At 69.8% G+C, this 22,548-nt stretch carries 18 protein-coding genes; 13 read left to right on the top strand and 5 right to left on the bottom strand.

Annotated features, from left to right (window positions below; translation table 11 throughout):
- Positions 1-5 precede the first annotated feature (5 nt).
- On the top strand, positions 6-932 hold the full coding sequence (locus ACIQI8_RS09145) for a hypothetical protein (RefSeq protein WP_402346419.1): 927 nt from the start codon (positions 6-8) through the stop codon (positions 930-932).
- Between the two features lie 42 nt (positions 933-974).
- Here ACIQI8_RS09145 and ACIQI8_RS09140 read toward each other — a convergent pair whose 3' ends face one another.
- On the bottom strand, positions 975-1,439 hold the full coding sequence (locus ACIQI8_RS09140) for a DUF3093 domain-containing protein (RefSeq protein ID WP_123997192.1): 465 nt from the start codon (positions 1,437-1,439) through the stop codon (positions 975-977).
- A gap of 58 nt (positions 1,440-1,497) precedes the next feature.
- On the opposite strand from ACIQI8_RS09140, the gene ACIQI8_RS09135 reads away from it, so the two are divergent.
- The 9 genes from ACIQI8_RS09135 (at position 1,498) to ACIQI8_RS09095 (ending at position 10,154) form a co-directional block, all read left to right on the top strand.
- Positions 1,498-2,082, top strand: a complete 585-nt coding sequence (locus ACIQI8_RS09135; protein ID WP_402346417.1) for a PaaI family thioesterase — start codon at positions 1,498-1,500, stop codon at positions 2,080-2,082.
- A 5-nt stretch (positions 2,083-2,087) separates the two neighbouring features.
- A complete protein-coding gene (gene dut, locus ACIQI8_RS09130) occupies positions 2,088-2,639 on the top strand; it encodes a dUTP diphosphatase (protein WP_402346415.1) in 552 nt (183 codons plus the stop codon).
- A gap of 1 nt (position 2,640) precedes the next feature.
- A complete protein-coding gene (locus tag ACIQI8_RS09125; RefSeq protein ID WP_123997189.1) occupies positions 2,641-3,405 on the top strand; it encodes a DUF3710 domain-containing protein in 765 nt (254 codons plus the stop codon).
- Between the two features lie 180 nt (positions 3,406-3,585).
- Positions 3,586-4,755: an alginate lyase family protein gene (locus ACIQI8_RS09120; RefSeq protein ID WP_402346412.1), complete on the top strand. Its 1,170-nt coding sequence runs from the start codon at positions 3,586-3,588 to the stop codon at positions 4,753-4,755.
- 74 nt (positions 4,756-4,829) lie between these two features.
- Positions 4,830-5,525 carry an ABC transporter ATP-binding protein gene (locus tag ACIQI8_RS09115; protein WP_402346410.1) on the top strand — a complete coding sequence of 232 codons (696 nt, stop codon included), beginning with the start codon at positions 4,830-4,832 and terminating at the stop codon, positions 5,523-5,525.
- Between the two features lie 135 nt (positions 5,526-5,660).
- Positions 5,661-8,207 (top strand): ATP-binding protein, encoded by a 2,547-nt coding sequence (locus tag ACIQI8_RS09110; RefSeq protein WP_402346409.1) that lies wholly within the window; start codon positions 5,661-5,663, stop codon positions 8,205-8,207.
- Positions 8,204-8,890, top strand: coding sequence for a response regulator (locus tag ACIQI8_RS09105; RefSeq protein WP_280879670.1), 687 nt, complete (start codon positions 8,204-8,206; stop codon positions 8,888-8,890). Before ACIQI8_RS09110 ends, ACIQI8_RS09105 begins: the two co-directional genes overlap by 4 nt.
- A 106-nt stretch (positions 8,891-8,996) precedes the next feature.
- Positions 8,997-9,395 (top strand): OB-fold nucleic acid binding domain-containing protein, encoded by a 399-nt coding sequence (locus ACIQI8_RS09100; RefSeq protein ID WP_401721977.1) that lies wholly within the window; start codon positions 8,997-8,999, stop codon positions 9,393-9,395.
- Between the two features lie 3 nt (positions 9,396-9,398).
- Positions 9,399-10,154 carry a DUF3159 domain-containing protein gene (locus ACIQI8_RS09095; protein WP_402346407.1) on the top strand — a complete coding sequence of 252 codons (756 nt, stop codon included), beginning with the start codon at positions 9,399-9,401 and terminating at the stop codon, positions 10,152-10,154.
- 154 nt (positions 10,155-10,308) lie between these two features.
- On the opposite strand, the gene ACIQI8_RS09090 is transcribed toward ACIQI8_RS09095, so the two are convergent.
- A complete protein-coding gene (locus ACIQI8_RS09090; protein ID WP_402346405.1) occupies positions 10,309-10,986 on the bottom strand; it encodes a potassium channel family protein in 678 nt (225 codons plus the stop codon).
- On the bottom strand, positions 10,986-11,657 hold the full coding sequence (locus ACIQI8_RS09085) for a TrkA family potassium uptake protein (RefSeq protein WP_280879668.1): 672 nt from the start codon (positions 11,655-11,657) through the stop codon (positions 10,986-10,988). Before ACIQI8_RS09085 ends, ACIQI8_RS09090 begins: the two co-directional genes overlap by 1 nt.
- 400 nt (positions 11,658-12,057) lie before the next feature.
- Between ACIQI8_RS09085 and ACIQI8_RS09080 the strand changes: the two genes are divergently transcribed.
- Together ACIQI8_RS09080 and ACIQI8_RS09075 are read left to right on the top strand one after the other, a co-directional pair.
- Positions 12,058-14,133 carry an APC family permease gene (locus ACIQI8_RS09080; protein WP_402346403.1) on the top strand — a complete coding sequence of 692 codons (2,076 nt, stop codon included), beginning with the start codon at positions 12,058-12,060 and terminating at the stop codon, positions 14,131-14,133.
- Positions 14,134-14,225: 92 nt separating this feature from the next.
- Positions 14,226-15,557 (top strand): class I SAM-dependent RNA methyltransferase, encoded by a 1,332-nt coding sequence (locus ACIQI8_RS09075; protein WP_402346401.1) that lies wholly within the window; start codon positions 14,226-14,228, stop codon positions 15,555-15,557.
- On the opposite strand, the gene ACIQI8_RS09070 is transcribed toward ACIQI8_RS09075, so the two are convergent.
- The gene (locus ACIQI8_RS09070) at positions 15,548-16,207 is read right to left on the bottom strand and encodes an SDR family NAD(P)-dependent oxidoreductase (RefSeq protein WP_402346400.1); all 660 of its coding nucleotides are present in this window, start codon (positions 16,205-16,207) and stop codon (positions 15,548-15,550) included. The genes ACIQI8_RS09075 and ACIQI8_RS09070 overlap by 10 nt on opposite strands.
- Positions 16,208-16,515: 308 nt before the next feature.
- Here ACIQI8_RS09070 and ACIQI8_RS09065 point away from each other — a divergent pair, with 308 nt between their 5' ends.
- Complete coding sequence (locus tag ACIQI8_RS09065) at positions 16,516-17,877, top strand: beta-1,3-glucanase family protein (protein WP_402346397.1); 1,362 nt, start codon at positions 16,516-16,518, stop codon at positions 17,875-17,877.
- 84 nt (positions 17,878-17,961) lie between these two features.
- On the opposite strand, the gene ACIQI8_RS09060 is transcribed toward ACIQI8_RS09065, so the two are convergent.
- A complete protein-coding gene (locus tag ACIQI8_RS09060; RefSeq protein WP_402346395.1) occupies positions 17,962-22,233 on the bottom strand; it encodes a discoidin domain-containing protein in 4,272 nt (1,423 codons plus the stop codon).
- Positions 22,234-22,548 lie beyond the last annotated feature (315 nt).

Below are 22,548 nucleotides of genomic sequence, written 5' to 3'. Positions count from 1 at the left end.
CGGCCGTGACTGGCTCGACCCCTCCTCGGAAGCGCCGCTTCCCCCTGCCGGGAGCGGACAAGGGGCCGAAGGACGGCCCGTACGGCGCGCGTGAAGACGAGCGGGGCTCATCCCGTACGAAAGGATCCACGGGATCTGCCTCGCTCGAACCGGCGGCTGACCGGGTTGACCTCCCGGTACCGGCGGAGCAGGAAAGCGCGCCCGTCGCACGGCGACGGGCCGCGGTGATCCGGGACAAGGCCAGGGAAGGCGTCCGCAAGAGCGGCAGCCGCGCCAGGGCGGGACTGGCGTACCTTGCCGACCGGATCATCGAGAGCGCCCCGAGGATCCCCGTACGGGACCTCGCGACGCTCCGCAGGCAGTTCCCGGGCCTCGGCCCCGAGGAGCTCGCCGACAAACTCGTCGTCGGCGCGGCGAGCGCCACGGCGACGGTCGGCGCGGGGATCGGTGCGGCGGCGATGCTGCCGGTGCCGCCCGCGATGCCGACCGAACTGGCGGCCGAGATCACCGGCGTCGCCGCGATCGAGCTCAAGCTCATCGCCGAGCTGTACGAGGTGTATGGCGTGCGCCCGCCAGGCAATCTCAAAGAGCGCACGACCACATATCTGAACTCGTGGTCGGGAGAGCGCGGGATCCAGGTGACGAAACCGTCGACGGTGACGTCGGCGCTGAACGGTCACATGAAGCGCGAGCTGCGCCAGCAGATCATGAAGCGCATGGTCCGCGATCTGCCGAATCTGATGCCCTTCATGGTGGGGGCCGCCGTCGGAGCGGTCATGAACCGCAAGGACACCAGAAAGCTCGCGGGGCGCATCCGCACCGACCTCCGCAAGGTCCAGGTGCCCTGGGACGCGTTGCCCGCGCTGCCGCCCCTGGAGGCTCCGGCCGAGCCGTTGGAGCTGGGGGACGGCCGCAAGGAGCTCGGGCCTTAGCGGGCCCCGCAGGCGCCTTTCCGAGCCCGGTGCGGGGCGGCCCTACGCCGCTGTTTCCCGCGCTGTCCGCAGCGCCTCGGCCAACCGCTCCGGCTCGCGCGTCGACAGGTACAGGTAGGGGGTCGGGTCCGCGGGGTCGGTGACCTCCACGCGCAGCGCCCCGGGGATGTAGGAGCGCAGCAGGAGGAACGCGCGCGTGTCCGCCTTGTGCGTGCGCCAGGCGCGGGCCTCCTCCGCGTCCAGGACCTCGGCCTCGCCCAGCGCCGCCACCGGGATCCGGGCCTCGCCCGCGATCAGCGAGTCGCCCACCACGCGGATGCGGACCGAGCCGTAGGCGCTCGCGCAGACCGCGGCCGCCGCCGTGCCGCCGACCAGACCGCCGAGCAACGGCAGGGTGCCGAACGGCAGCAGGATCAGGGCGAAGGAGACCCCGACCAGGAAGGAGATCAGCCACCAGGTCCGGGGGGCGGTGAGGCGTTCTTCGTAAGGGGCGGCGGAGAGCTGCATGGAGCCAAGCTTGGCACGGTGTCCTGATATGGCCGACGCGCGGGTAAGGTCTGCGGCTGTGAGTGGTACTTCCGCGGCTCTTCAGCCTCCCGCCTACGCGGTGAAACCTGTGCGGCACCCGGATGCTCCCGCACCCGGTGAGCTGCTCGGTTCGCACTACGAACAGTGTTTCGGGTGTGGCGGGGGACAGGCCCACGGTCTGCATCTGGCGGCGCGGGCCGGCGAGGGCGTCACCATCACCGCCGAGTTCACCGTGCAGCCCGCCCACCAGGGGGCGCCCGGGCTCGCGCACGGCGGGGTGCTGACCACCGCGCTGGACGAGACGCTGGGCTCGCTGAACTGGCTGCTGCGGACGATCGCCGTGACCGGGCGGCTGGAGACGGACTTCGTGCGGCCGGTCCCGGTGGGGACCGTGCTGTACCTGGAGGCCGAGGTGACGGCCGTGGCCCGGCGGAAGATCTACTCGACCGCCACCGGCCGGATCGGCGGCCCCGACGGGCCCGTCGCCGTCCGCGCCGACGCGCTCTTCGTCGAGGTGCTGGTCGACCACTTCATCGACAACGGCCGCCCGGAGGAGATCCGCGCCGCCATGAACGACCCGGACCAGGCCCGGCGTGCCCGTGCCTTCGAGGTGAACCCGTGACCCCCGTGAGCCGAGAACCCCTGAACGTGCTGATCCGCCGCGTCGACGCGGACGTACCGCTTCCGACGTATGCGCAACCTGGAGACGCCGGAGCGGATCTGCGGACGACCGAGAGCCGTGAACTCAAGCCCGGGGAACGGGCTGTTCTGCCCACGGGGGTGTCTATCGCCCTCCCGGAGGGGTACGCGGCCTTCGTGCACCCCAGATCCGGTCTCGCCGCCCGCTGCGGTGTCGCCCTCGTGAATGCCCCGGGGACGGTTGATGCCGGGTACCGTGGGGAGATCAAGGTGATCGTGGTGAATCTCGACCCGCACGAGTCGGTGCGGTTCGAGCGCTTCGACCGGATCGCCCAACTGGTCGTCCAGCAGGTCGAGAAGGTCCGCTTCCAGGAGGTCGCGGAGCTTCCCGACTCGGCGCGGGCCGAGGGGGGCTTCGGGTCCACCGGTGGCCATGCCGCCGTGGGCGACGCGAGCGGCACAAGCGGTCAGGTCGCCCCGGGCGGCCTGGCGGGTGGGAATCGATACGCTTCGGTCGTATCCGACCGGGAAGGACAGTGACGTGTTCGGACGTCGCAAGAAGAGGGATGCCGCCGAGGACGCGGCCGGCGAGGCCGAGCAGGTCGTCGACAGTGTCGACACTGAGGCGGACGACGAAGAGGGCCGCCGCACGCGCGTGCGGCTCGAACCGGAGCCGCGCCCCGATGGGCCCTGGGACGACACCGAGGTGAGCGATCCGGCCGAGGGCCGGGTCGACCTGGGCGGTCTGTTCGTGCCGGGTGTCGACGGCATGGAGCTGCGGGTCGAGGTCGCGGGTGACGCGATCGTCGCGGCCACGGTGGTGCTGCGTGACAGCGCCGTCCAGTTGCAGGCCTTCGCCGCTCCCAAGCGCGAGGGCATCTGGGGCGAGGTGCGCGAGGAGATCGCCACCGGCATCACCCAGCAGGGTGGCATCGTCGACGAGGTCGAGGGCCCGCTGGGCTGGGAGCTGCGTGCTCAGGTTCCGGTGCAGCTGCCGGACGGCACGGGTGGTTTCCAGGTCGTGCGCTTCATCGGCGTGGACGGTCCCCGTTGGTTCCTGCGCGGTGTGATCTCCGGTCAGGGCGCGGTGCAGCCGCAGGCGGCCGGGCTGCTGGAGCAGATCTTCCGGGACACGGTCGTGGTCCGCGGCGAGGGCCCGATGGCGCCCCGCGACCCGATCGTCCTGAAGCTGCCCAACGACGCCCAGATGGTTCCCGAGGGCGTCCAGCAGCAGGAGGAGGGCTCGCGCTTCTCCGGTGGCATGGGCCAGCTGCAGCGCGGACCCGAGATCACCGAGGTCCGCTAGCGGGACGCTCCGCGAGGAGAACGGGTTCGAGAACCGAGTGAAGAGCCGCACCCTTCGGGGTGCGGCTCTTCGGCGTGCGTGACCTCTTGACGGCTTATTGGTCTGTACCTATGGTCTCCGCTCAACGCGTCCGTTCATAAAGGCGCTTCACGTTCACATAGGAGAACGGAAGACCCCCACATGCGCAGAACCGCCTTGATCACGACCGTTGCCGCCCTGCTGCTCGGTGCCCTCTCGGCCCCCGCCGCCCACTCCGCCCCCGCCACCTTCGTCCACCCCGGAGTCACGGTCTCCGCGGCCCAGCTGGAGTTCGCCCGCACCAAGGTCAACGCCGGCGCCCAGCCCTGGAAGGGCGCCTACGACCAGATGATGGCGAGCAAGTACGCCAGCCTGACCCGCACGCCCGCGCCCCGGGCGACCGTCGAGTGCGGGTCGTACTCCAACCCCAACTACGGCTGCACCGACGAGCGCGAGGACGCGATAGCCGCGTACACCGACGCGCTCGCCTGGTACATCACCAAGGACGCGCGCTACGCCCAGAAGGCGATCCAGCTCATGGACGCCTGGTCGGGCACGATCACCAGTCACACCAACAGCAACGCGCCCCTGCAGACCGGCTGGGCCGGCTCCTCCTGGCCCAAGGCCGCCGAGATCATCAAGTACACCTACACCGGCACCTGGGCCAACTCCGCCCGCTTCTCCACCATGCTGCGCAACGTCTACCTCCCCGTCGTGATCAAGGGCTCCAACTCCAACGGCAACTGGGAGCTGTCGATGATGGAGGCCGCCGTCGGTATCTCCGTCTTCCTGGAGGACAAGGCGTCCTACGACACCGCCATGGCGAAGTTCCGCACCCGCACGGCCGCCTACGTGTACCTCGCCTCCGACGGTTCGGTGCCCAAGACCGTGCCCAGCCAGAACCTGGACACCACCGCCAAGATCGTCTCCTACTGGCAGGGCCAGTCCACCTTCGTCACCGGGCTCACCCAGGAGACCTGCCGGGACTTCGTGCACACCGGGTACGGCATCTCCGCGATCTCGCACGTCGCCGAGACCAGCCGCATCCAGGGCGCCGACCTCTACGGCACCGACGTCGGCGAACGGCTGCGCCAGGCGCTCGGCTTCCAGTCCAAGTACCAGTTGGGCGAGGCCGCCCCGAGCTGGCTGTGCGGCGGCACGCTCACCCGGGGCCTCGGCCCGATCACCGAGGTCGGCTACAACGCCCTGCACAACCGCCTCGGCATCGCCATGGCGAACACCCAGACGCTGACCCAGAACCAGCGCCCGGCCGGCAGCAACAACCTCTTCGTGGCCTGGGAGACCCTCACCCACGGCGACAACCCGAACTGAACCGTTGAACGGCCGGGCGCCCGACCGCGATACTGGCGCCCGGTCTTCGGGGGAGACGAGACGGGGGAAGCGACATGAACAGCCAGGTGGTCACCGAGACCATGGTGCGGGTCGAGGACGTGCACAAGTCCTACGGTCAGGGAGCGGCCGCGGTGCACGCGCTGCGCGGAGTCTCCTTCGAGGTCCCGCGCGGCGAACTCGTCGCCCTCAAGGGGCGCTCGGGATCCGGCAAGACCACCCTGCTCAACATCGTCGGCGGACTCGACCTGCCGGACCGGGGACGGGTCACCGTGGACGGCCTCGACCTCTCCGAACTCGGCGAGGACGGGCTGCTGGGGCTGCGCAGGGACCGTATCGGCTTCGTCTTCCAGTCCTTCGGGCTCGTCCCGATCCTGACCGCCGCCGAGAACGTCGGCGTGCCGATGCGGCTGCGCCGGGCGCCCGTGCGCGAGCGCGAGGAGCGCGTCGAACTGCTGCTGTCCCTGGTGGGTCTCGCCGACCACGCCAAGCAGCGGCCCGGCGAGCTCTCCGGCGGTCAGCAGCAGCGCGTGGCCATCGCCCGCGCCCTCGCCAACAGCCCCTCGCTGCTCGTCGCCGACGAGCCGACCGGCCAGCTGGACGCCGAGACCGGGCACGCCGTCATGGAGCTGCTGCGCGCCGTCGTGCACAGCGAGCGGGTCACCGCCCTGGTCGCCACCCACGACGCGACCCTGCTCGACCTGGCCGACCGGGTGCTGGAACTGGGCGACGGGGAGATCGTCGAGCACTGAGCCGGCACCACTGAGCGCCCCGCGTCAGAGTTCCGTCAAAGACGGCCGCCCAGCCCCTGGCCGCCCCATTTGTCGCGTTGGCCCGCCGTAATCTCGACGCTGCGCGGTCAGCGGAGAGCGGAAGACAATGGGGCCATGGGACGCGGCAAGCTTCGGATCTACCTCGGTGCGGCACCGGGCGTCGGCAAGACGTACGCGATGCTCTCCGAGGCGCACCGGCGGGTGGAGCGCGGTACCGACGTCGTCGTCGCCTTCGTGGAGCACCACGACCGGCCCCGCACCGAGGTGATGCTGCACGGCCTGGAGCAGGTGCCCCGCAAGGAGCTGGAGCACCGCGGGGCCGTCTTCTCCGAGATGGACGTCGACGCCGTGCTCGCCCGCCACCCCCAGGTGGCCCTGGTGGACGAACTCGCCCACACCAACATCCCCGGCTCGCGCAACACCAAGCGCTGGCAGGACGTCGAGGAACTGCTCGCCGCCGGCATCGACGTCGTCTCCACCGTGAACATCCAGCACCTGGAATCGCTCGGCGACGTCGTCGATTCGATCACCGGCGTACGGCAGCGCGAGACCGTGCCGGACGAGATGGTCCGGCGGGCCGACCAGATCGAGCTGGTCGACATGTCGCCCCAGGCCCTGCGCCGCCGCATGGCGCACGGCAACGTCTACAAGCCCGACAAGGTCGACGCGGCCCTGTCCAACTACTTCCGGCCCGGCAACCTCACCGCACTGCGCGAACTGGCGCTGCTGTGGGTGGCCGACCGGGTCGACGAGTACCTGAAGCAGTACCGCAGCGAGCACCGGGTGTCGAAGATCTGGGGATCCCGAGAGCGGATCGTGGTCGGCCTCACCGGCGGACCCGAGGGCCGCACCCTCATCCGACGGGCCGCCCGGCTCGCCGAGAAGGGCGCCGGCGGCGAGGTGCTGGCCGTCTACATAGCCAGCAGCGACGGCCTGACCGGAGCCTCGCCCAAGGAACTCGCCGTCCAGCGCACCCTGGTCGAGGACCTCGGCGGCACCTTCCACCACGTCGTCGGCGACGACATACCAGCCGCCCTGCTCGCCTTCGCGCGCGGGGTCAACGCCACCCAGATCGTGCTCGGCGTCTCCCGTCGCAAGACCTGGCAGTACGTCTTCGGACCGGGCGTCGGCGCCACCGTCGCCCGCGACTCGGGACCCGACCTCGACGTCCACCTGATCACCCACGGCGAGGCCGGCAAGGGCCGCGGCCTCCCGGTGGCCCGCGGCGCGCGGCTCGGCCGGTCCCGGATCATCGCCGGCTGGATCGTCGGGGTGCTCGGGCCGGTGCTCCTTGCGCTGCTGCTCAACGCCGTCGACCTCGGCCTCGCCAACGACATGCTGCTGTTCCTGGCGCTGACCGTGGCGGCCGCCCTGCTCGGCGGACTGCTGCCCTCGCTGGCCTCGGCCGCGGTGGGCTCGCTCCTGCTGAACTACTACTACACGCCGCCGCTGCACAGGTTCACCATCGCCGACCCCAAGAACATCGTCGCCATCGTGATCTTCGTGGGCGTCGGCATCTCGGTCGCCTCCGTCGTCGACCTCGCCGCCCGCCGCACCCACCAGGCGGCCCGGCTGCGCGCCGAGTCCGAGATTTTGTCGTTCCTCGCGGGCAACGTGCTGCGCGGCGAGACCGGCCTGGAGGACCTCCTGGAGCGGGTGCGCGAGACCTTCGGGATGGAGTCGGCGGCCCTGCTGGAGCGCACCGGCGAGCACGACCCGTGGACCTGCGCGGGCCGCGTCGGCACCGGACCGCCCGTCGCCCGACCCGACGAGGCGGACGTGGACGTGCCGGTCGGCGACCACATGGCGCTCGCCCTGACCGGCCGCGTGCTGCCCGCCGAGGACCGCCGCGTGCTGGCCGCGTTCGCCGCGCAGGCCGCCGTCGTCCTGGACCGCCGCCGCCTCCAGGAACAGGCCGACCGGGCCCGCACCCTGGCCGAGGGCAACCGCATCCGCACGGCCCTGCTGGCCGCCGTCAGCCACGACCTGCGCACCCCGCTGGCCGGCATCAAGGCGGCCGTCTCCTCGCTGCGCTCCCACGACGTGGCCTGGTCCGAGGAGGACAGGGCCGAGCTCCTGGAGGGCATCGAGGAGGGCGCCGACCGGCTCGACCACCTCGTCGGCAACCTCCTGGACATGTCCCGCCTGCAGACCGGCACGGTCACCCCGCTCATCCGCGAGATCGACCTCGACGAAGTGGTGCCGATGGCACTGGTCGGGGTGCCCGAGGGCAGCGTCGACCTGGACGTCCCGGAGACCCTCTCCATGGTCGCCGTCGACCCGGGGCTCCTGGAGCGGTCGGTGGCCAACCTGGTGGAGAACGCCGTCAAGTACAACCCGCACGGCAAGCAGGTCCTGGTGGCCGCCAGCGCCATCGCCGACCGGGTCGAGGTCCGCGTGGTCGACCGCGGCCCCGGCGTACCCGACGACGCCAAGGACCGTATCTTCGAGCCCTTCCAGCGCTACGGCGACGCCCCGCGCGGGGCCGGTGTGGGTCTGGGGCTCGCGGTGGCGCGCGGCTTCGCCGAGGCCATGGGGGGCACCCTCAACGCCGAGGACACGCCCGGCGGCGGCCTCACCATGGTCCTCTCCCTGCGCGCGGCAGGATCGGCCCCGCAGGAGCTTCGACAGCAGGCACAACCCGAGAGGCAGGTCCAATGACCCGGGTGCTCGTGATCGACGACGAGCCGCAGATCGTGCGCGCCCTCGTGATCAACCTCAAGGCGCGCAAGTACGAGGTCGACGCGGCGCACGACGGCGCCACCGCCCTCCAGCTGGCCGCCGCCCGCCACCCCGACGTGGTCGTCCTGGACCTGGGCCTGCCCGACATGGACGGCGTCGAGGTGATCCGGGGCCTGCGCGGCTGGACCCGGGTGCCGATCCTGGTGCTGTCCGCCCGGCACTCCTCCGACGAGAAGGTCCAGGTCCTGGACGCCGGCGCCGACGACTACGTCACCAAGCCCTTCGGCATGGACGAACTCCTCGCCCGGCTGCGGGCCGCCGTCCGCCGCGCCGAGCCGGTCGGGGTCGGCGAGGACGAGGTGACGGCGGTGGAGACCGAGGAGTTCACCGTCGACCTGGCCGCCAAGAAGGTCCACCGCGACGGCAGGGACGTACGCCTGACGCCCACCGAGTGGCATCTGCTGGAGGTGCTGGTCCGCAACACGGGCCGGCTGGTGAGCCAGCGGCAGCTGCTCCAGGAGGTGTGGGGTCCGTCGTACGGGACGGAGACCAACTACCTCCGCGTGTACATGGCCCAGCTGCGCCGGAAGCTGGAGGCGGACCCCTCGCACCCCAAGCACTTCATCACGGAGCCGGGGATGGGCTACCGCTTCGAGAAGTGACGAGTGATGACGGGACGTGACGACAAGTGACCGGACGCGGGGCGCCTGTTCGAACGCCCGGGCTCGCGGGTACGTACGTGTCAGTGCACCCCGGTACGCTTCAGATATGAGTGCTGTTCCTCGTTCCGAAAAGGCGGTGGGCCGCTTCCGGCGCATGCTCGACCGGCTCTCCTCGTCCCAGGAGGACCTGGAGTCGGAGGAGTTGCGCGAGGACGCGGAGACCGCGGGCTGCGTGCGGATCGGTGACTGCCACGACCGACAGATCGTCACGGTTACTGGTACCTTGCGCACGGTCACCCTGCGCCCGCGCGCGGGGGTCCCGGCCCTGGAGGCCGAGCTGTTCGACGGCTCCGCCGCGCTGGACGTGGTGTGGCTGGGCAGGCGCTCCATCGTGGGGATAGAGCCGGGACGCAGACTGATCGCATCGGGCCGGATCTCGATGAGCCGAGGCCGCCGGGTGCTGTTCAATCCGAAATACGAACTCAGACCCCTCGGACGGGAGTAGCCGGTGACGTCGCTCGACAAGCCGACCGAAGACACTCAAGCCGACGATGCGCGGGCGGTGACGGAGGCCGCCCTGTTCGAGGCGTTCGGTGGAGTGCGGGGCATGGTCGAGACCGTCCTGCCCGGCCTGCTGTTCGTCACCATCTTCACGATCAACAAGGACCTGCACTGGGCGGCCATCGCCGCTCTCGCCGTCTCCCTGGCGCTGGTGGTGGTCCGGCTGGTCATGCGGGACACCGTCAAGCACGCCTTCAGCGGTGTCTTCGGCGTCGCCTTCGGTGTCGTCTTCGCGATGATGACCGGCAACGCCAAGGACTTCTACCTCCCCGGCATGCTCTACACGCTGGGTCTGGCGCTGGCGTACATCATCACGACCCTGTGCGGGGTCCCGCTGATCGGCCTCATCCTGGGCCCGGTCTTCAAGGAGAACCTCTCCTGGCGCACCCGCAACCCGGGCCGCAAGAAGGCCTACGCGAAGGCCAGTTGGGCCTGGGGCCTGATCCTCCTCGCCAAGTGCGCGGTCCTCTTTCCGCTGTACTGGTGGGCCAACACCGCGCAGCTGGGCTGGGTCCTGGTCGCCCTCAAGATCCCGCCCTTCCTGCTCGCGGTCTGGCTGACCTGGGTCTTCCTCGCGAAGGCGCCCGCGCCGATCGACGTCTTCGCGGAGATGGAGGCCGAGGAGCAGGCCGAGAAGGAACGCAAGGCGGCTGCGCCGGCTGAGCAGGGTGAGGTTGCCGGAAGGCACCGTCGCGAGGCGTAGCACCCGGCGTTGGCGCGGGCCTCGCTGGGGGCTGCGCCCCCAGACCCCGCTTCGGCCTGAACGGCCTCGTCCTCAAACGCCGGACGGGCTGAAAAATGAAGGGCGCCCCGAGACATCGGGGCGCCCTTCATCGTCGTACAGGCCAAACCGGTCGCTAACCCGCCGCGTCCTCCTTGCGGACCGACAACAGATCCTCCAACTGCTCTTCCCTCGCCTGGGCCGCCACGAACAGGAGTTCGTCGCCTGCCTCCAGGGAGTCCTCGCGGGACGGGGTGAGGACCCGGGTGCCGCGGATGATGGTGACCAGGGACGTGTCCTCGGGCCACTCCACGTCGCCGACCTGGGTGCCGGCCAGGGCCGACTCCTCGGGGAGGGTCAGTTCGACGAGGTTGGCGTCGCCGTGGCTGAAGCGGAGCAGGCGGACCAGGTCGCCGACCGACACCGCCTCCTCGACCAGGGCCGACATCAGGCGCGGGGTGGAGACGGCGACGTCGACGCCCCAGGACTCGTTGAAGAGCCACTCGTTCTTCGGGTTGTTCACGCGGGCGACCACCCGCGGGACGCCGTACTCCGTCTTCGCGAGCAGGGAGACGACGAGGTTGACCTTGTCGTCGCCGGTCGCGGCGATCACGACGTTGCAGCGCTGGAGCGCGGCCTCGTCCAGGGACGTGATCTCGCAGGCGTCGGCCAGCAGCCACTCCGCCTGCGGGACGCGCTCGACCGAGATGGCGGTCGGCGCCTTGTCGACGAGCAGGACCTCGTGACCGTTCTCCAGCAGTTCGGCCGCGATCGAGCGGCCCACGGCGCCGGCGCCGGCAATGGCGACCCTCATCAGTGACCGCTCTCCTCTTCGGGACCCTTGGCGAAGGACGCCTCGACCTTGTCGACCTCGTCGGTGCGCATCATCACGTGCACCAGGTCGCCCTCCTGCAGCACCGTCTGGGAGCTGGGCAGGATGGCCTCGCCGAGCCGGGTCAGGAACGCCACGCGGACGCCCGTCTCCTCCTGCAGCGTGCTGATCTTGTGGCCGACCCAGGCCGCGGAGGCGTGCACCTCGGCGAGCTGGACCCCACCGGTGGGGTCGCGCCACAGCGGCTCCGCGCCGGAGGGGAGCAGCCGGCGCAGCATCTGGTCGGCGGTCCAGCGGACCGTGGCCACGGTGGGGATGCCCAGGCGCTGGTAGACCTCGGCGCGCCGGGGGTCGTAGATCCGGGCAGCCACGTTCTCCACGCCGAACATCTCGCGGGCCACGCGGGCCGAGATGATGTTCGAGTTGTCGCCGCTGGAGACGGCGGCGAAGGCGCCGGCCTCCTCGATGCCGGCCTCGCGCAGGGTGTCCTGGTCGAAGCCGACTCCGGTGACCCGGCGGCCGCCGAATCCGGGACCGAGACGACGGAAGGCGGTGGGGTCCTGGTCGATCACGGCGACCGTGTGCCCCTGTTGCTCCAGGGTCTGGGCAAGAGCGGAACCCACTCTTCCGCAGCCCATGATGACGATGTGCACGACCGTCCTTCCGGTGTCCTAAAACTACTGCTCAGCCAAGGGTCTCAGACCGACGCCCAAGCTACACACGCGCGGTAGGACGTCGGCACCCCTGTGCACGGTTGCCGTGCGCGTCCGTGACCTCAGCGACGGCTGATGCTGCGGACACTGGCGAGGGTGAGGAGTCCGAGGCCGACGAGAGTCACCGCGGCGCCGATCAACTCCGCTGTGGCGTGCATGGAACCTCCGGGTCATGGCAAGGGGCGGCAACGGCCGGGGAATGGGGCGGTGTTAGTCATATAGACATGGGGAGCGGGCTACCTGCGGAATCCGTCGCCGGGCCGCCTCAGAGTTCACCCGTAGAGCAGATGCGGGGTGGCGGGTGGTTGTGCACCCGTTCGAACGCCTACGATGCTCAGTTGTGTCCAAACTGACCGACGTGCCCAAGCGGATTCTGATCGGGCGCGCACTGCGCAGTGACCGGCTGGGCGAAACGCTCCTGCCGAAGCGCATCGCCCTCCCCGTCTTCGCCTCCGACCCGCTCTCCTCCGTGGCCTACGCCCCCGGCGAGGTGCTGCTGGTCCTGTCCATCGCGGGTGTGTCGGCCTACCACTTCAGCCCCTGGATCGCCCTCGCGGTCGTCGTGCTGATGTTCACCGTGGTCGCCTCCTACCGACAGAACGTGCACGCCTACCCCAGCGGCGGTGGCGACTACGAGGTGGCGACCACCAACCTGGGCGCCAAGGCCGGGCTGACCGTCGCGAGCGCCCTGCTCGTCGACTACGTCCTCACCGTCGCCGTCTCGATCGCCTCCGGCATCGAGAACCTCGGCTCCGCCATCCCCTTCGTGGTCGAGCACAAGGTCGCCTGCGCGGTCGGCGTGATCGTGCTGCTGACCCTGATGAACCTGCGCGGGGTGAAGGAGTCCGGGAAGCTCTTCGCGATCCCGACGTACGTCTTCGTCGCGGGCGTCTTCATCATGATCGCGTGGGGCGCGTTCCGCGGCCTGGTGCTCGACGACACCATGCGGGCCCCGACGGCCCACTACACGATCAAGGCCGAGCACCAGGGCCTGGCCGGATTCGCCCTCGTCTTCCTGCTGCTGCGGGCCTTCTCCTCGGGCTGCGCGGCGCTCACCGGTGTCGAGGCGATCTCCAACGGCGTGCCGGCCTTCCGCAAGCCCAAGTCGAAGAACGCGGCCACCACGCTCCTCGCGATGGGCCTGCTCGCGGTCACCATGTTCTGCGGGATCATCGTCCTGGCCCTGACCACCAAGGTCCGCATGGCCGAGAACCCGGCCACCGACCTGCTCAAAAACGGTGCCGAGGTCGGCTCCGGCTATGTCCAGAACCCGGTCATCACCCAGGTAGCCGAGGCCGTCTTCGGCAAGGGCAGCTTCCTCTTCGTCATCCTCGCCGCGGCCACCGCGCTGGTCCTCTTCCTGGCCGCCAACACCGCCTACAACGGCTTCCCGGTGCTCGGCTCGATCCTCGCCCAGGACCGCTACCTGCCCCGCCAGCTGCACACCCGCGGCGACCGCCTCGCCTTCTCCAACGGCATCGTGCTGCTGGCCGGCGCGGCAATGCTGCTCGTGGTCATCTACGGCGCCGACTCGACCCGCCTCATCCAGCTCTACATCGTCGGCGTGTTCGTGTCCTTCACGCTCAGCCAGACCGGCATGGTCCGGCACTGGAACCGCCACCTGGCCACCGAGAAGGACCCGGCCAAGCGCCGGCACATGGTCCGCTCGCGCGCCATCAACACCTTCGGCGCCTTCTTCACCGGCCTGGTGCTGGTCGTCGTCCTCGGCACCAAGTTCACCCACGGCGCCTGGGTCGCCCTGCTCGGCATGGTCATCTTCTACGCGACGATGACGGCGATCCGTAAGCACTACGACCGGGTCTCCACCGAGATCGCGGCCCCCGAGGGCCCGAGCGACGACAGCGTACGGCCCTCCCGCGTGCACTCGGTCGTGCTGATCTCCAAGATCCACCGGCCCACCCTGCGCGCCCTCGCGTACGCCAAGCTGATGCGCTCGGACACGCTGGAGGCGCTCAGCGTCAACGTCGACCCGGCCGAGACCAAGGCGCTGCGCGAGGAGTGGGAACGGCGCGGGATCGACGTACCGCTGAAGGTGCTGGACTCGCCGTACCGCGAGATCACGCGGCCGATCATCGAGTACGTGAAGGGGCTGCGGAAGGAGTCGCCGCGCGACGCGGTGTCCGTGATCATCCCCGAGTACGTGGTCGGGCACTGGTACGAGCATCTGCTGCACAACCAGAGCGCCCTGCGGCTCAAGGGCCGGCTGCTGTTCGTGCCGGGCATCATGGTGACGTCCGTGCCGTACCAGCTGCAGTCCTCGGAGGCGGCCCGCAACCGGGCGCGCAAGCGGCAGGACTGGAACGCGCCGGGTGCGGTGCGGCGGGGTCCGGCGCAGGTGCGGCCGAAGGAGCCCACCGGCACCGGCACGGGCCCGGGCACCGGCGGCAAGGGCTGACGTTCGTTGGTCGGCGGCCGGGCGGCACCCACGTAGACTGGTGGGCTGTTGTCCGGCCGTATTTTCTTTCGATGTTGTGGAGTCACCCCGCCATGCAGGCAGAACCGAAGAAGTCGCTGGTCGGGGAGGCGTACGAGGTCGAGATCGGGCCCGTCGCACACGGCGGGCACTGTATCGCCCGTACCTCCGAGGGCCAGGTGCTCTTCGTCCGGCACGCGCTGCCCGGCGAGCGGGTCGTGGCCCGGGTGACCGACGGCGAGGAGGGCGCCCGCTTCCTGCGCGCGGACGCGGTCGAGATCCTCTCGGCGTCCAAGGACCGCATCGAGGCGCCCTGTCCCTACGCCGGTCCCGGCCGCTGCGGCGGCTGCGACTGGCAGCACGCCAAGCCGGGAGCGCAGCGCCGGCTCAAGGGCGAGGTGATCGCCGAGCAGCTCCAGCGGCTCGCGGGCCTCACCCCGGAGGAGGCCGGCTGGGACGGCACGGTGGTGCCTGCCGAGGGCGACAAGCTGCCGGCCGGGCAGGTGCCGCAGTGGCGTACGCGCATGCAGTACGCGGTCGACGTGGACGGCAACGCCGGTCTGCGCAAGCACCGTTCGCACGAGGTCGAGCCGGTCGAGCACTGCATGATCGCGGCGGCGGGCGTCAGCGAACTGGGCATCGAGGAGCGGGACTGGGCCGGTATGGCGTCGGTCGAGGCGATCGCGGCGACGGGATCCCAGGACCGCATGGTGATCCTGGAGCCGAACCCGGGCGCGCGTCTGCCCCTGGTCGAGCTCGACCGCCCCGTCTCCGTCATGCGCGTCGAGGAGCACGACGGCGGTATCCACCGCGTCCACGGGCGCGGATTCGTGCGCGAGCGGGCCGACGGACGCACCTACCGCGTCGGCAGCGGCGGTTTCTGGCAGGTCCACCCGATGGCCGCCGACACCCTCGTCAAGGCGGTCATGCAGGGCCTGATGCCGCGCAAGGGCGAGATGGCGCTCGACCTCTACTGCGGCGTCGGCCTCTTCGCCGGCGCCCTCGCCGACCGCCTCGGCGACAAGGGCGCGGTCCTCGGCATCGAGTCCGGCAAGCGGGCGGTCGAGGACGCGCGGCACAACCTGGCCGGGTTCGAGCGCGTACGGATCGAACAGGGCAAGGTCGAGGCGGTCCTCCCGCGCACCGGCATCACCGAGGTCGACCTGATCGTCCTCGACCCGCCCCGTGCGGGGGCGGGAAAGCGGACGGTCGAGCACATGGCGTCGCTGGGGGCGCGGCGGATCGCCTATGTGGCATGCGATCCGGCCGCGTTGGCGCGGGACCTGGGGTACTTCCGGGACGGGGGGTACAAGGTGCGGACGCTGCGGGCGTTCGATCTGTTCCCGATGACCCATCATGTGGAGTGCGTGGCGATTCTGGAGCCGGCCTCGCGCCCTCAGACGTAGCGGAGTTCGGCCTGCCACTGGTCCCGCGGCTGGTGATGCAGGTCCAGGTAGGCCGCGGCCAGGTTCGCGGGGGAGAAGCGCGGGTCGTCGCCACCGATGAAGCCGCCGATCGTCACGGTGGTCGCGTGGACGTCGGAGCCCTGCTGCTGCTTGTGGAGCGACTGGACGTACGACCGCAGCGCCGCCTTGCCCACCGACAGGGACGTGTACGCGGGCGCGGGGTCCAGCGCCAGACCGCCACCGGTGAACAGCAGGCTCCCTCGGCCGTCACGCAGGAGCGGGAGGACCGTCCGGGCCGCGACGACCGCTCCGGTGACGTTGACCGCGAGGGTGTGCGCGAACTCCCGTGCGTCCAGCTCGGTGGGCGTGTCAGGCCTCACCAGGGCCGCGTTGTACACGAGCACGTCCGGCGCCCCGAGCTCGTCCGCGGCACGCGTGAGCGCAGCCTCCAGGGCCTCGGGATCGGCCGCGTCCACCGGGTAGGCACGCGCCGCTCGGCCCTCGGTGGCCAGCTCGGACGCGTACTTGTCCAGCCGTGCCGCGTCCCGCCCGAACAGCGCCACGGCGTGGCCGTCCGCGGCGAAGGTCTCCGCGAGGGCCAGACCGAGGCCGGGGCCGACTCCGACGATGAGTGCGGGTCCCTTGGTCATGATCGCTGCTCCTTCTGTTGAGTGTTGAGATCAACAACTCGGAGGAGGAGCTTGTTCCGGCACCCGACCTCCGCGCAGGTCCGTACCGGATGCGTCAACTGATGCATGAACCGACCCGGTTGAGGCGACGGCCGTGGTCGGGTTCTGAACGGATCCCCGGTGTCACGTGTCCGCACCGGTGAACAGCTGTGGATTCGGCTTCAGTTGTTGACGTCGGGACAGGGCGGGGCTACAACCCGGGGAGAGCGCTCTCACATCTGCTTCAGCTCCTACCCCCCGCACGCCGAACCGGCTTGAGGAGACTCTCCATGCAGACTTCCGCCGGCGTACCCGGCACACTCGGCAGACATCCGGCCCGTGTCGTACGCCCCCGTACCGCTCTCGGACTCGTCGTCATCCTGATCGTCGCCTGCTTCGTCACCCTGACCTCCTCGCCCGCCCACGCCGCCGAACAGCTGCTGTCCCAAGGAAAGCCCGCCACCGCGTCCTCGACCGAGAGCGGGGCCTTTCCCGCGAGTGCGGCCGTCGACGGGAACACCGGTACCCGCTGGTCCTCGGCCTTCTCCGACCCGCAGTGGGTGCGGGTGGATCTCGGGTCCGTGCAGCAGCTCACCCGGGTCGCCCTGAACTGGGAGGCCGCCTACGGCACCGCCTACCAGATCCAGACCTCGACCGACGCGAACGCCTGGACCACCGTCTACTCCACCACCACCTCCACGGGTGGCAACCAGAGCATCAACATCACCGGCAGCGGGCGCTATGTGCGGGTGAACGGAACCGCACGGGCCACCCAATGGGGCTACTCGCTCTGGGAGTTCCAGGTCTACGGGCCCGGGAGCACGACTCCGCCGGACTCCTTCTGGGGGAGCACCACCGACATTCCCCCGGCCGCCAACGCCGTCGAGGTGAAGATCCTCAACCGGACCAACGGCAAGTACCCGGACAGCCAGGTGTATTGGAGCTTCAACGGGCAGACGCACTCCATCGCCGAGCAGCCCTATCTGGACATGCCGGCCAACTCCGCGGGCCGTATGTACTTCTATCTCGGCTCGCCCACCAGCTCGTACTACGACTTCATCGAGTTCACGGTCGGCAACAACGTCTTCAACGGCAACACCACCCGCGTCGACGCCTTCGGGCTCAAGCTCGCCATGCGGCTGCACAGCAAGGACGGTTACGACGTCGAGGTCGGTGAGAACCGGCAGACCTTCGCCGAGGATCGTGCCACCACGTTCCAGCGGTTCACCGACGCGGTGCCCTCGCAGTTCAAGGTGCTCACCCAGACCCAGGCTCCGTACCGGATCATCGCGCCCGGCAGCGACCCGAGCTTCCGTGCGGGCGGGGTCAACGCCAACTACTTCACCTCGTACGCCCAGTCGGTCGGCGTGAACGCGGCCACCTCCGACATCTTCGGCTGCGCGGGCTCGTTGGCCGCCAACCCCGACATGTGTGCCGCACTCAACCGTCATGTGGCCACCCTGCCGGCCTCGCAGCAGTCCGACCCCGCGCAGTTCTACAAGGCCGCGCCCGCCAACTACTACGCCAAGTTCTGGCACGACAACGCCATCAACCAACTCGCCTACGGCTTCCCCTACGACGACGTGGCGGGACAGTCCTCCTTCATCTCCCACGCCAACCCGCAGTGGCTCCTGGTCGCCGTCGGCTGGTAGGCATGTGACACATGCCGAACGGGGCCGCCCCTGTCAGGAAGGGCGGCCCCGCTTCATGCGGTGATGGTCTGCGCTACTCGCTCGCTACTCGATGTTGATCGTGAAGGTGGACGTCGTGTTGCGGATGTCCTGGAAGTTGCCGCTCATCCGCAGGTTGCGGAAGGTGGCCGAGCCGACGGCGGGTCCCTGACCCGGTTCCGGCAGCTCGTTGGCCCAGATGCCCCATCCGGACTTGGCGTCGAACGCGTCTCCGCTCTTCTTGGAGTTGGTGATGGAGATGTCGGTGAAGATCGTGTCCTTCACCGGGAACTGCGGCTGGCCGCCGACGTAGTTGGTCTGGAACATCACGCCTCCGTAGGTGGAGTCGTCGATGTCGACGTCGTTGACCCGGATGCCCTGGAAGACCTTCGAGGCCGAGAACGCCCAGATCGCGGGGAAGACCTGGGAGCCCCAGAAGTGGCCGCCCGTTCGGTCCAGGGAGACGTTCTCGATCGTCGTCGGATCGGTCCCGAAGCCGTTCATCGGGTAGCCGAAGTCCAGCGAGGAGATCGTGATGCCGGAGTAGACCAGGGTGTCGGCGACCCTGATGTTGCGGAAGGTGTTGTTGAAGCCGCCATAGACGGCGATACCGGCCGCACGCCAGGTGAGCGTCGACGTCAGGTTCTCGTACAGGTTGTTCTTCTCGTCGGCGCCGCCCGCGTCGATCGCCGAGAAGAGGGCGAAGCTGTCGTCGCCCGTGGCGCGGGCGTCGTTGTTGACCACGTGGTTGTCCGTGGAGCCGTTCGTCATGTTGATGCCGTCGGCGAACGTGTCACGGATGCGGGAGTTCTTGATGGTCATGTTGTCGGTGTTGGCGCCCCAGTAGAGGCACACCATGTGCTCGACCCAGATGTCGTCGATGGTGATGCCCGAGACGTTGGAGAAGTCGAACACCTTGCCCGGACCGTCGATCCGGGACGTGTAGTTGCCGAAGTAGGAGAAGCCGGTGAACGACGAGCCGTTCGCGGTCGCCTCGGCCCGGAAGCCGACGTCGGTGTTCTCCTGCGAGGAGGGTGCGTGGAAGCGGGTGAACCACGACCCGGCTCCCAGGACCTTGACCGCCTTGCCGTAGACCTGGAACTTGCTGGAGGTCTCGTAGTCACCGGCGGGCAGGTAGACGCCCACGAGCTTGCCCGTGGTGTCCATGCGGACCTTGTCGAGCGCGTTCTGCACGTCCTGGTGCGAGAAGCCGGCCGGGACCGTGTAGGCGGCCGGGTCCGGGTTCGGGACCGCCGTCGCCTGTTCGAGGTTGATGAAGTCGACCGCGTAGGTGGAGGTGTTGGCCGCGTCCTTCTGGAGCCGGATCTTGGAGCCGGCGGGCACGGTCTTTCCAAGCTGGACGTTCGCCTCGTCGTAGATGTGGCGCGGGGCACCGGAGCCGGGCGAGTTGCCGGGCGCGGTCTCGTTGCCGTACAGCCAGGCGTACTTGGAGGTGAGGTCGATGGACTTCAGGAACTGGCCGTCGACGTAGATGTTGAGTGTGGTGTCGGTGCCGTCGGGGATCTCGAAGCGGGTGACCAGGGTGTTGGTCGCCGCCCGGGTGGTCCACTCGACGTACTGGCCGGTCGCGGAGAGGGTGACCGCCTTGCGGCCGCTGGCCTCGCCGGCGATGTCGCCGATGGTGCGGTTGGGTCCTACGACCTTGGCGCCGCCGCCGACGGTGCCGTCCTCGGCCTCGTACATGTCGTAGGGCATGTCCGCGCCGCGGCCGACGAACAGGTTCTGCGTGGTGGTGTTGTTGGTCCGCTTGACCGGCAGTTCGTTGGCGTCGTCGGCGATGACCGTGGTGACGGTGAACTTGCCGTTGGCCGCCGTCCACGAGCCGAGGGCGACCGGCGCGGTCGTCTGGCCGGACGCGATGGCGCCGTTGTAGGTGCCGGTGAGCGTCTTGACGGTGCCGCCGTTCGCGTCCTTGACCGTCAGCGTGACGCCGTGGGCGCCGGAGGCCGAGGCCACCGAACCCTGGTTCTTGATCGCCACGGTGAACGAGACGTTGTCACCCGCGGAGGCGCTGGTCGGGGTCCAGGCGACCGGTGCGGCGACCAGGTCGGAGCTGGAGACCGGCTTGACCACGAGGGCGTCGGAGCGGGTGAAGACGTTGTTCGCCTCGTTCTGCTCGATGACCTTGTTCGTCGGGTCCACCTCGGCGCCGACCGCGTAACTGCCCGCGTCCCGGGTGCCGATGCTCGCCGTGACCGTGGTGGACTGACCGGCCGTAAGAGCCGGAACGTCCGCCGTCGCGGCCTTGGTGCCGCCGAGCGTGAAGTTCAGGTCGGTGGCCTTGGACGCCTTGCTGCCGCTGTTGGTGACGGTCGCCGTCAGGCTGATGGCATCCGACTCGACAGGAGCCGCAGGGGAGTTGGTGATACCGGTGACCCTGAGGTCCGGGTTGGCGGCCGGGGTGCCGATCACCTGGAACTCGGCGACCTGCGCGCCGGGGGCGCCGGTGTTGGAGGTGAACTTGAGCTGGATGTCGGCCGCGGCTCCGGAGACCGGGATGGTCACCGTATTGCCGCTCGAAGGATTGAACGTGTAGTCCTTCGCCGCGGCGAGACTGGTGAACGCGGTCGCGTCCTGGTCGCGGCCGAGCACCTGGATGTTCTGGGTACGAGTGGACCAGGCGGCGTCCGGGTTGAGCTTGACGACGACCTGGCTGAGGTCGGCGTTGGCGCCCAGCTTGGTGGTGAGGGTGGCCGGGTAGGCGCCGCCCCCGCTCTCCCAATAGGTGCTGACCTGGCCGTCGTTGGCGTTCGCGGCGACGTAGGTGAAGGTGTACGAGGAGGCCTCGATGGGCTTGCCCTGGGCGAGGTCGGAGCCGCCCCCGCTACCGGCCCGGGTGACGCTGTTGCTCGCCACCGACACGTTCCCGGCGGCGTCCTTGGCCTTCACGGTGTAGACGACAGTGGCTGACGGCGACGGGGTGTCGGTGTAGGTCAGGACGGTGCCCGCCACGGAACCGACGACCTGCGCGCCCGCGTAGACGTCGTAGCCGGTGACACCGACATTGTCGCTCGACGCCTGCCAGGTGAGCTTCACGTCGTTGCCGGTCTGCGTGTAGGCGAGGTTGCCCGGCGCGGTGGGTGCCTGGGTGTCGCCGCCCGATCCCGTGCGGGTGACGCTGTTGCTGTTGGCGGAGACGTTGCCCGCCGCGTCCTTGGCCCGCACGAAGTACGTGACGGTGGTGCCGGCCGACTGCGTGTCGGTGTACGTCAGGACGTTCCCGGCGACGCTCGACCTCAACTGCCCGTTGGCGTAGACGTCGTAGCCGGTCACGGCCGTGTTGTCGGTGGCCGCGTTCCAGGTCAGCTTGATCTGGCCGGTGGCCGGCTCGGTGTAGGCCAGGCCCGTCGGCGCGGTGGGTGCCTGGGTGTCGCCGGTGGCCGGTCCGTAGACCTCCAGCTCGGACAACTGCCCCGCCGGCCAGCCGGTGTTGGCGGTGATCAGCACGCGGACGTACCGCGTGGTGGTCGTGTCAAGGGCGATGGTCGTCGACTGGTCGTTGGAGCTGTCGAAGGTGTACGCCTTCGACGCCGTCAGGTCGGTGAAGTTCTGGTTGTCGGTCGAGCCCTGGACCTTGAGGGTCTGGCTGCGGCTCGGCCAGCCGCTGGGCAGCCGCAGGGTCACCTGGTTGATCTGGACCGACGAGCCGAGGTCGACCTTGACCCACTGCGGGAAGGCGTTGTTGGTGCTCTCCCAGTAGGTGTTGCGGTTGCCGTCACCGGCGTTGGCCGCGCCGTAGACGTCGGCGTGCCCGCTCTCGGTGAAGGGCTTGCCCTGGGCGAGGTTGGGGGTCGCGGCGGCAGCCGTGAGGACCTGCAGCTCCGCCAACTGGGCGGTGCCGGCTATCGAGTTGGCGCTGAAGTCGGCCCGTACGAACCGGGCGAGGGTCGCGGGGAAGGAGACCTTCACCGTGTTGTCGTTGCCGGGGCTGAAGACGTACTGCGCCGACGACTTGAGCGTGGCGAAGCTCTTTCCGTCGGCGCTGGCCTGGAGGGCGAGCGTCTGCTTGCGGGTCTGCCAGTCCTCGGGCAGCCGCAGCACGACCTGGCGGACGCGCTCGGTTCTGCCGAGGTCGGTCTGCACCCACTGGGCCGACTTCTTTCCGGCCTGCCAGTAGGTGTCGGTGTCGCCGTCGGTGATGTTGCCGGCCTTGTGCGCGCCGCGGGTGCTGCCCGCGGTGGTCCTGGCGTCCGCGGCGGCGTTGGGGCCGCCGGCCGCGTGCGCGCCGACGGCGGGCAGGCCCAGAACCATGACGGCGGAGGCGAGCGCGGCGGTCGCCGCGCGGCGCCTGGTGGATCTCTGCTTGTGTCGAATCATGCGGGGTCGCTTCCTGCGGAGGCTCGCGCGCCGGTGGGGGCGGCGAGGGCGGCTCATTCCTGGCGGAGTGGTGCAGAAAGGTGCAGGACGATCAGAGAGGTGCGATGGGGGGCGGCTCAGGCGAGAATTTGCATTGTTTCATCGAAATATTGCAGAGCGAAGTGGATGGGTCTACAGCCCGAACAGCACAATTTTCACCAGAAGCACTCACCCCTCGGGGTCGGCGGCGGCGCGGAAGCCCCTCGCGGGCCGCTGAAGTGGCTGAACGGCGGGGCGCAGGGCGCTCCTTGTGGGCCCGCGTAGCCCGATCTGCGA

This window comes from Streptomyces sp. NPDC092369 (assembly GCF_044755245.1).
Classification (GTDB): Bacteria; Actinomycetota; Actinomycetes; order Streptomycetales; family Streptomycetaceae; genus Streptomyces.
This window is presented reverse-complemented; position numbering and strand designations above follow the sequence as displayed.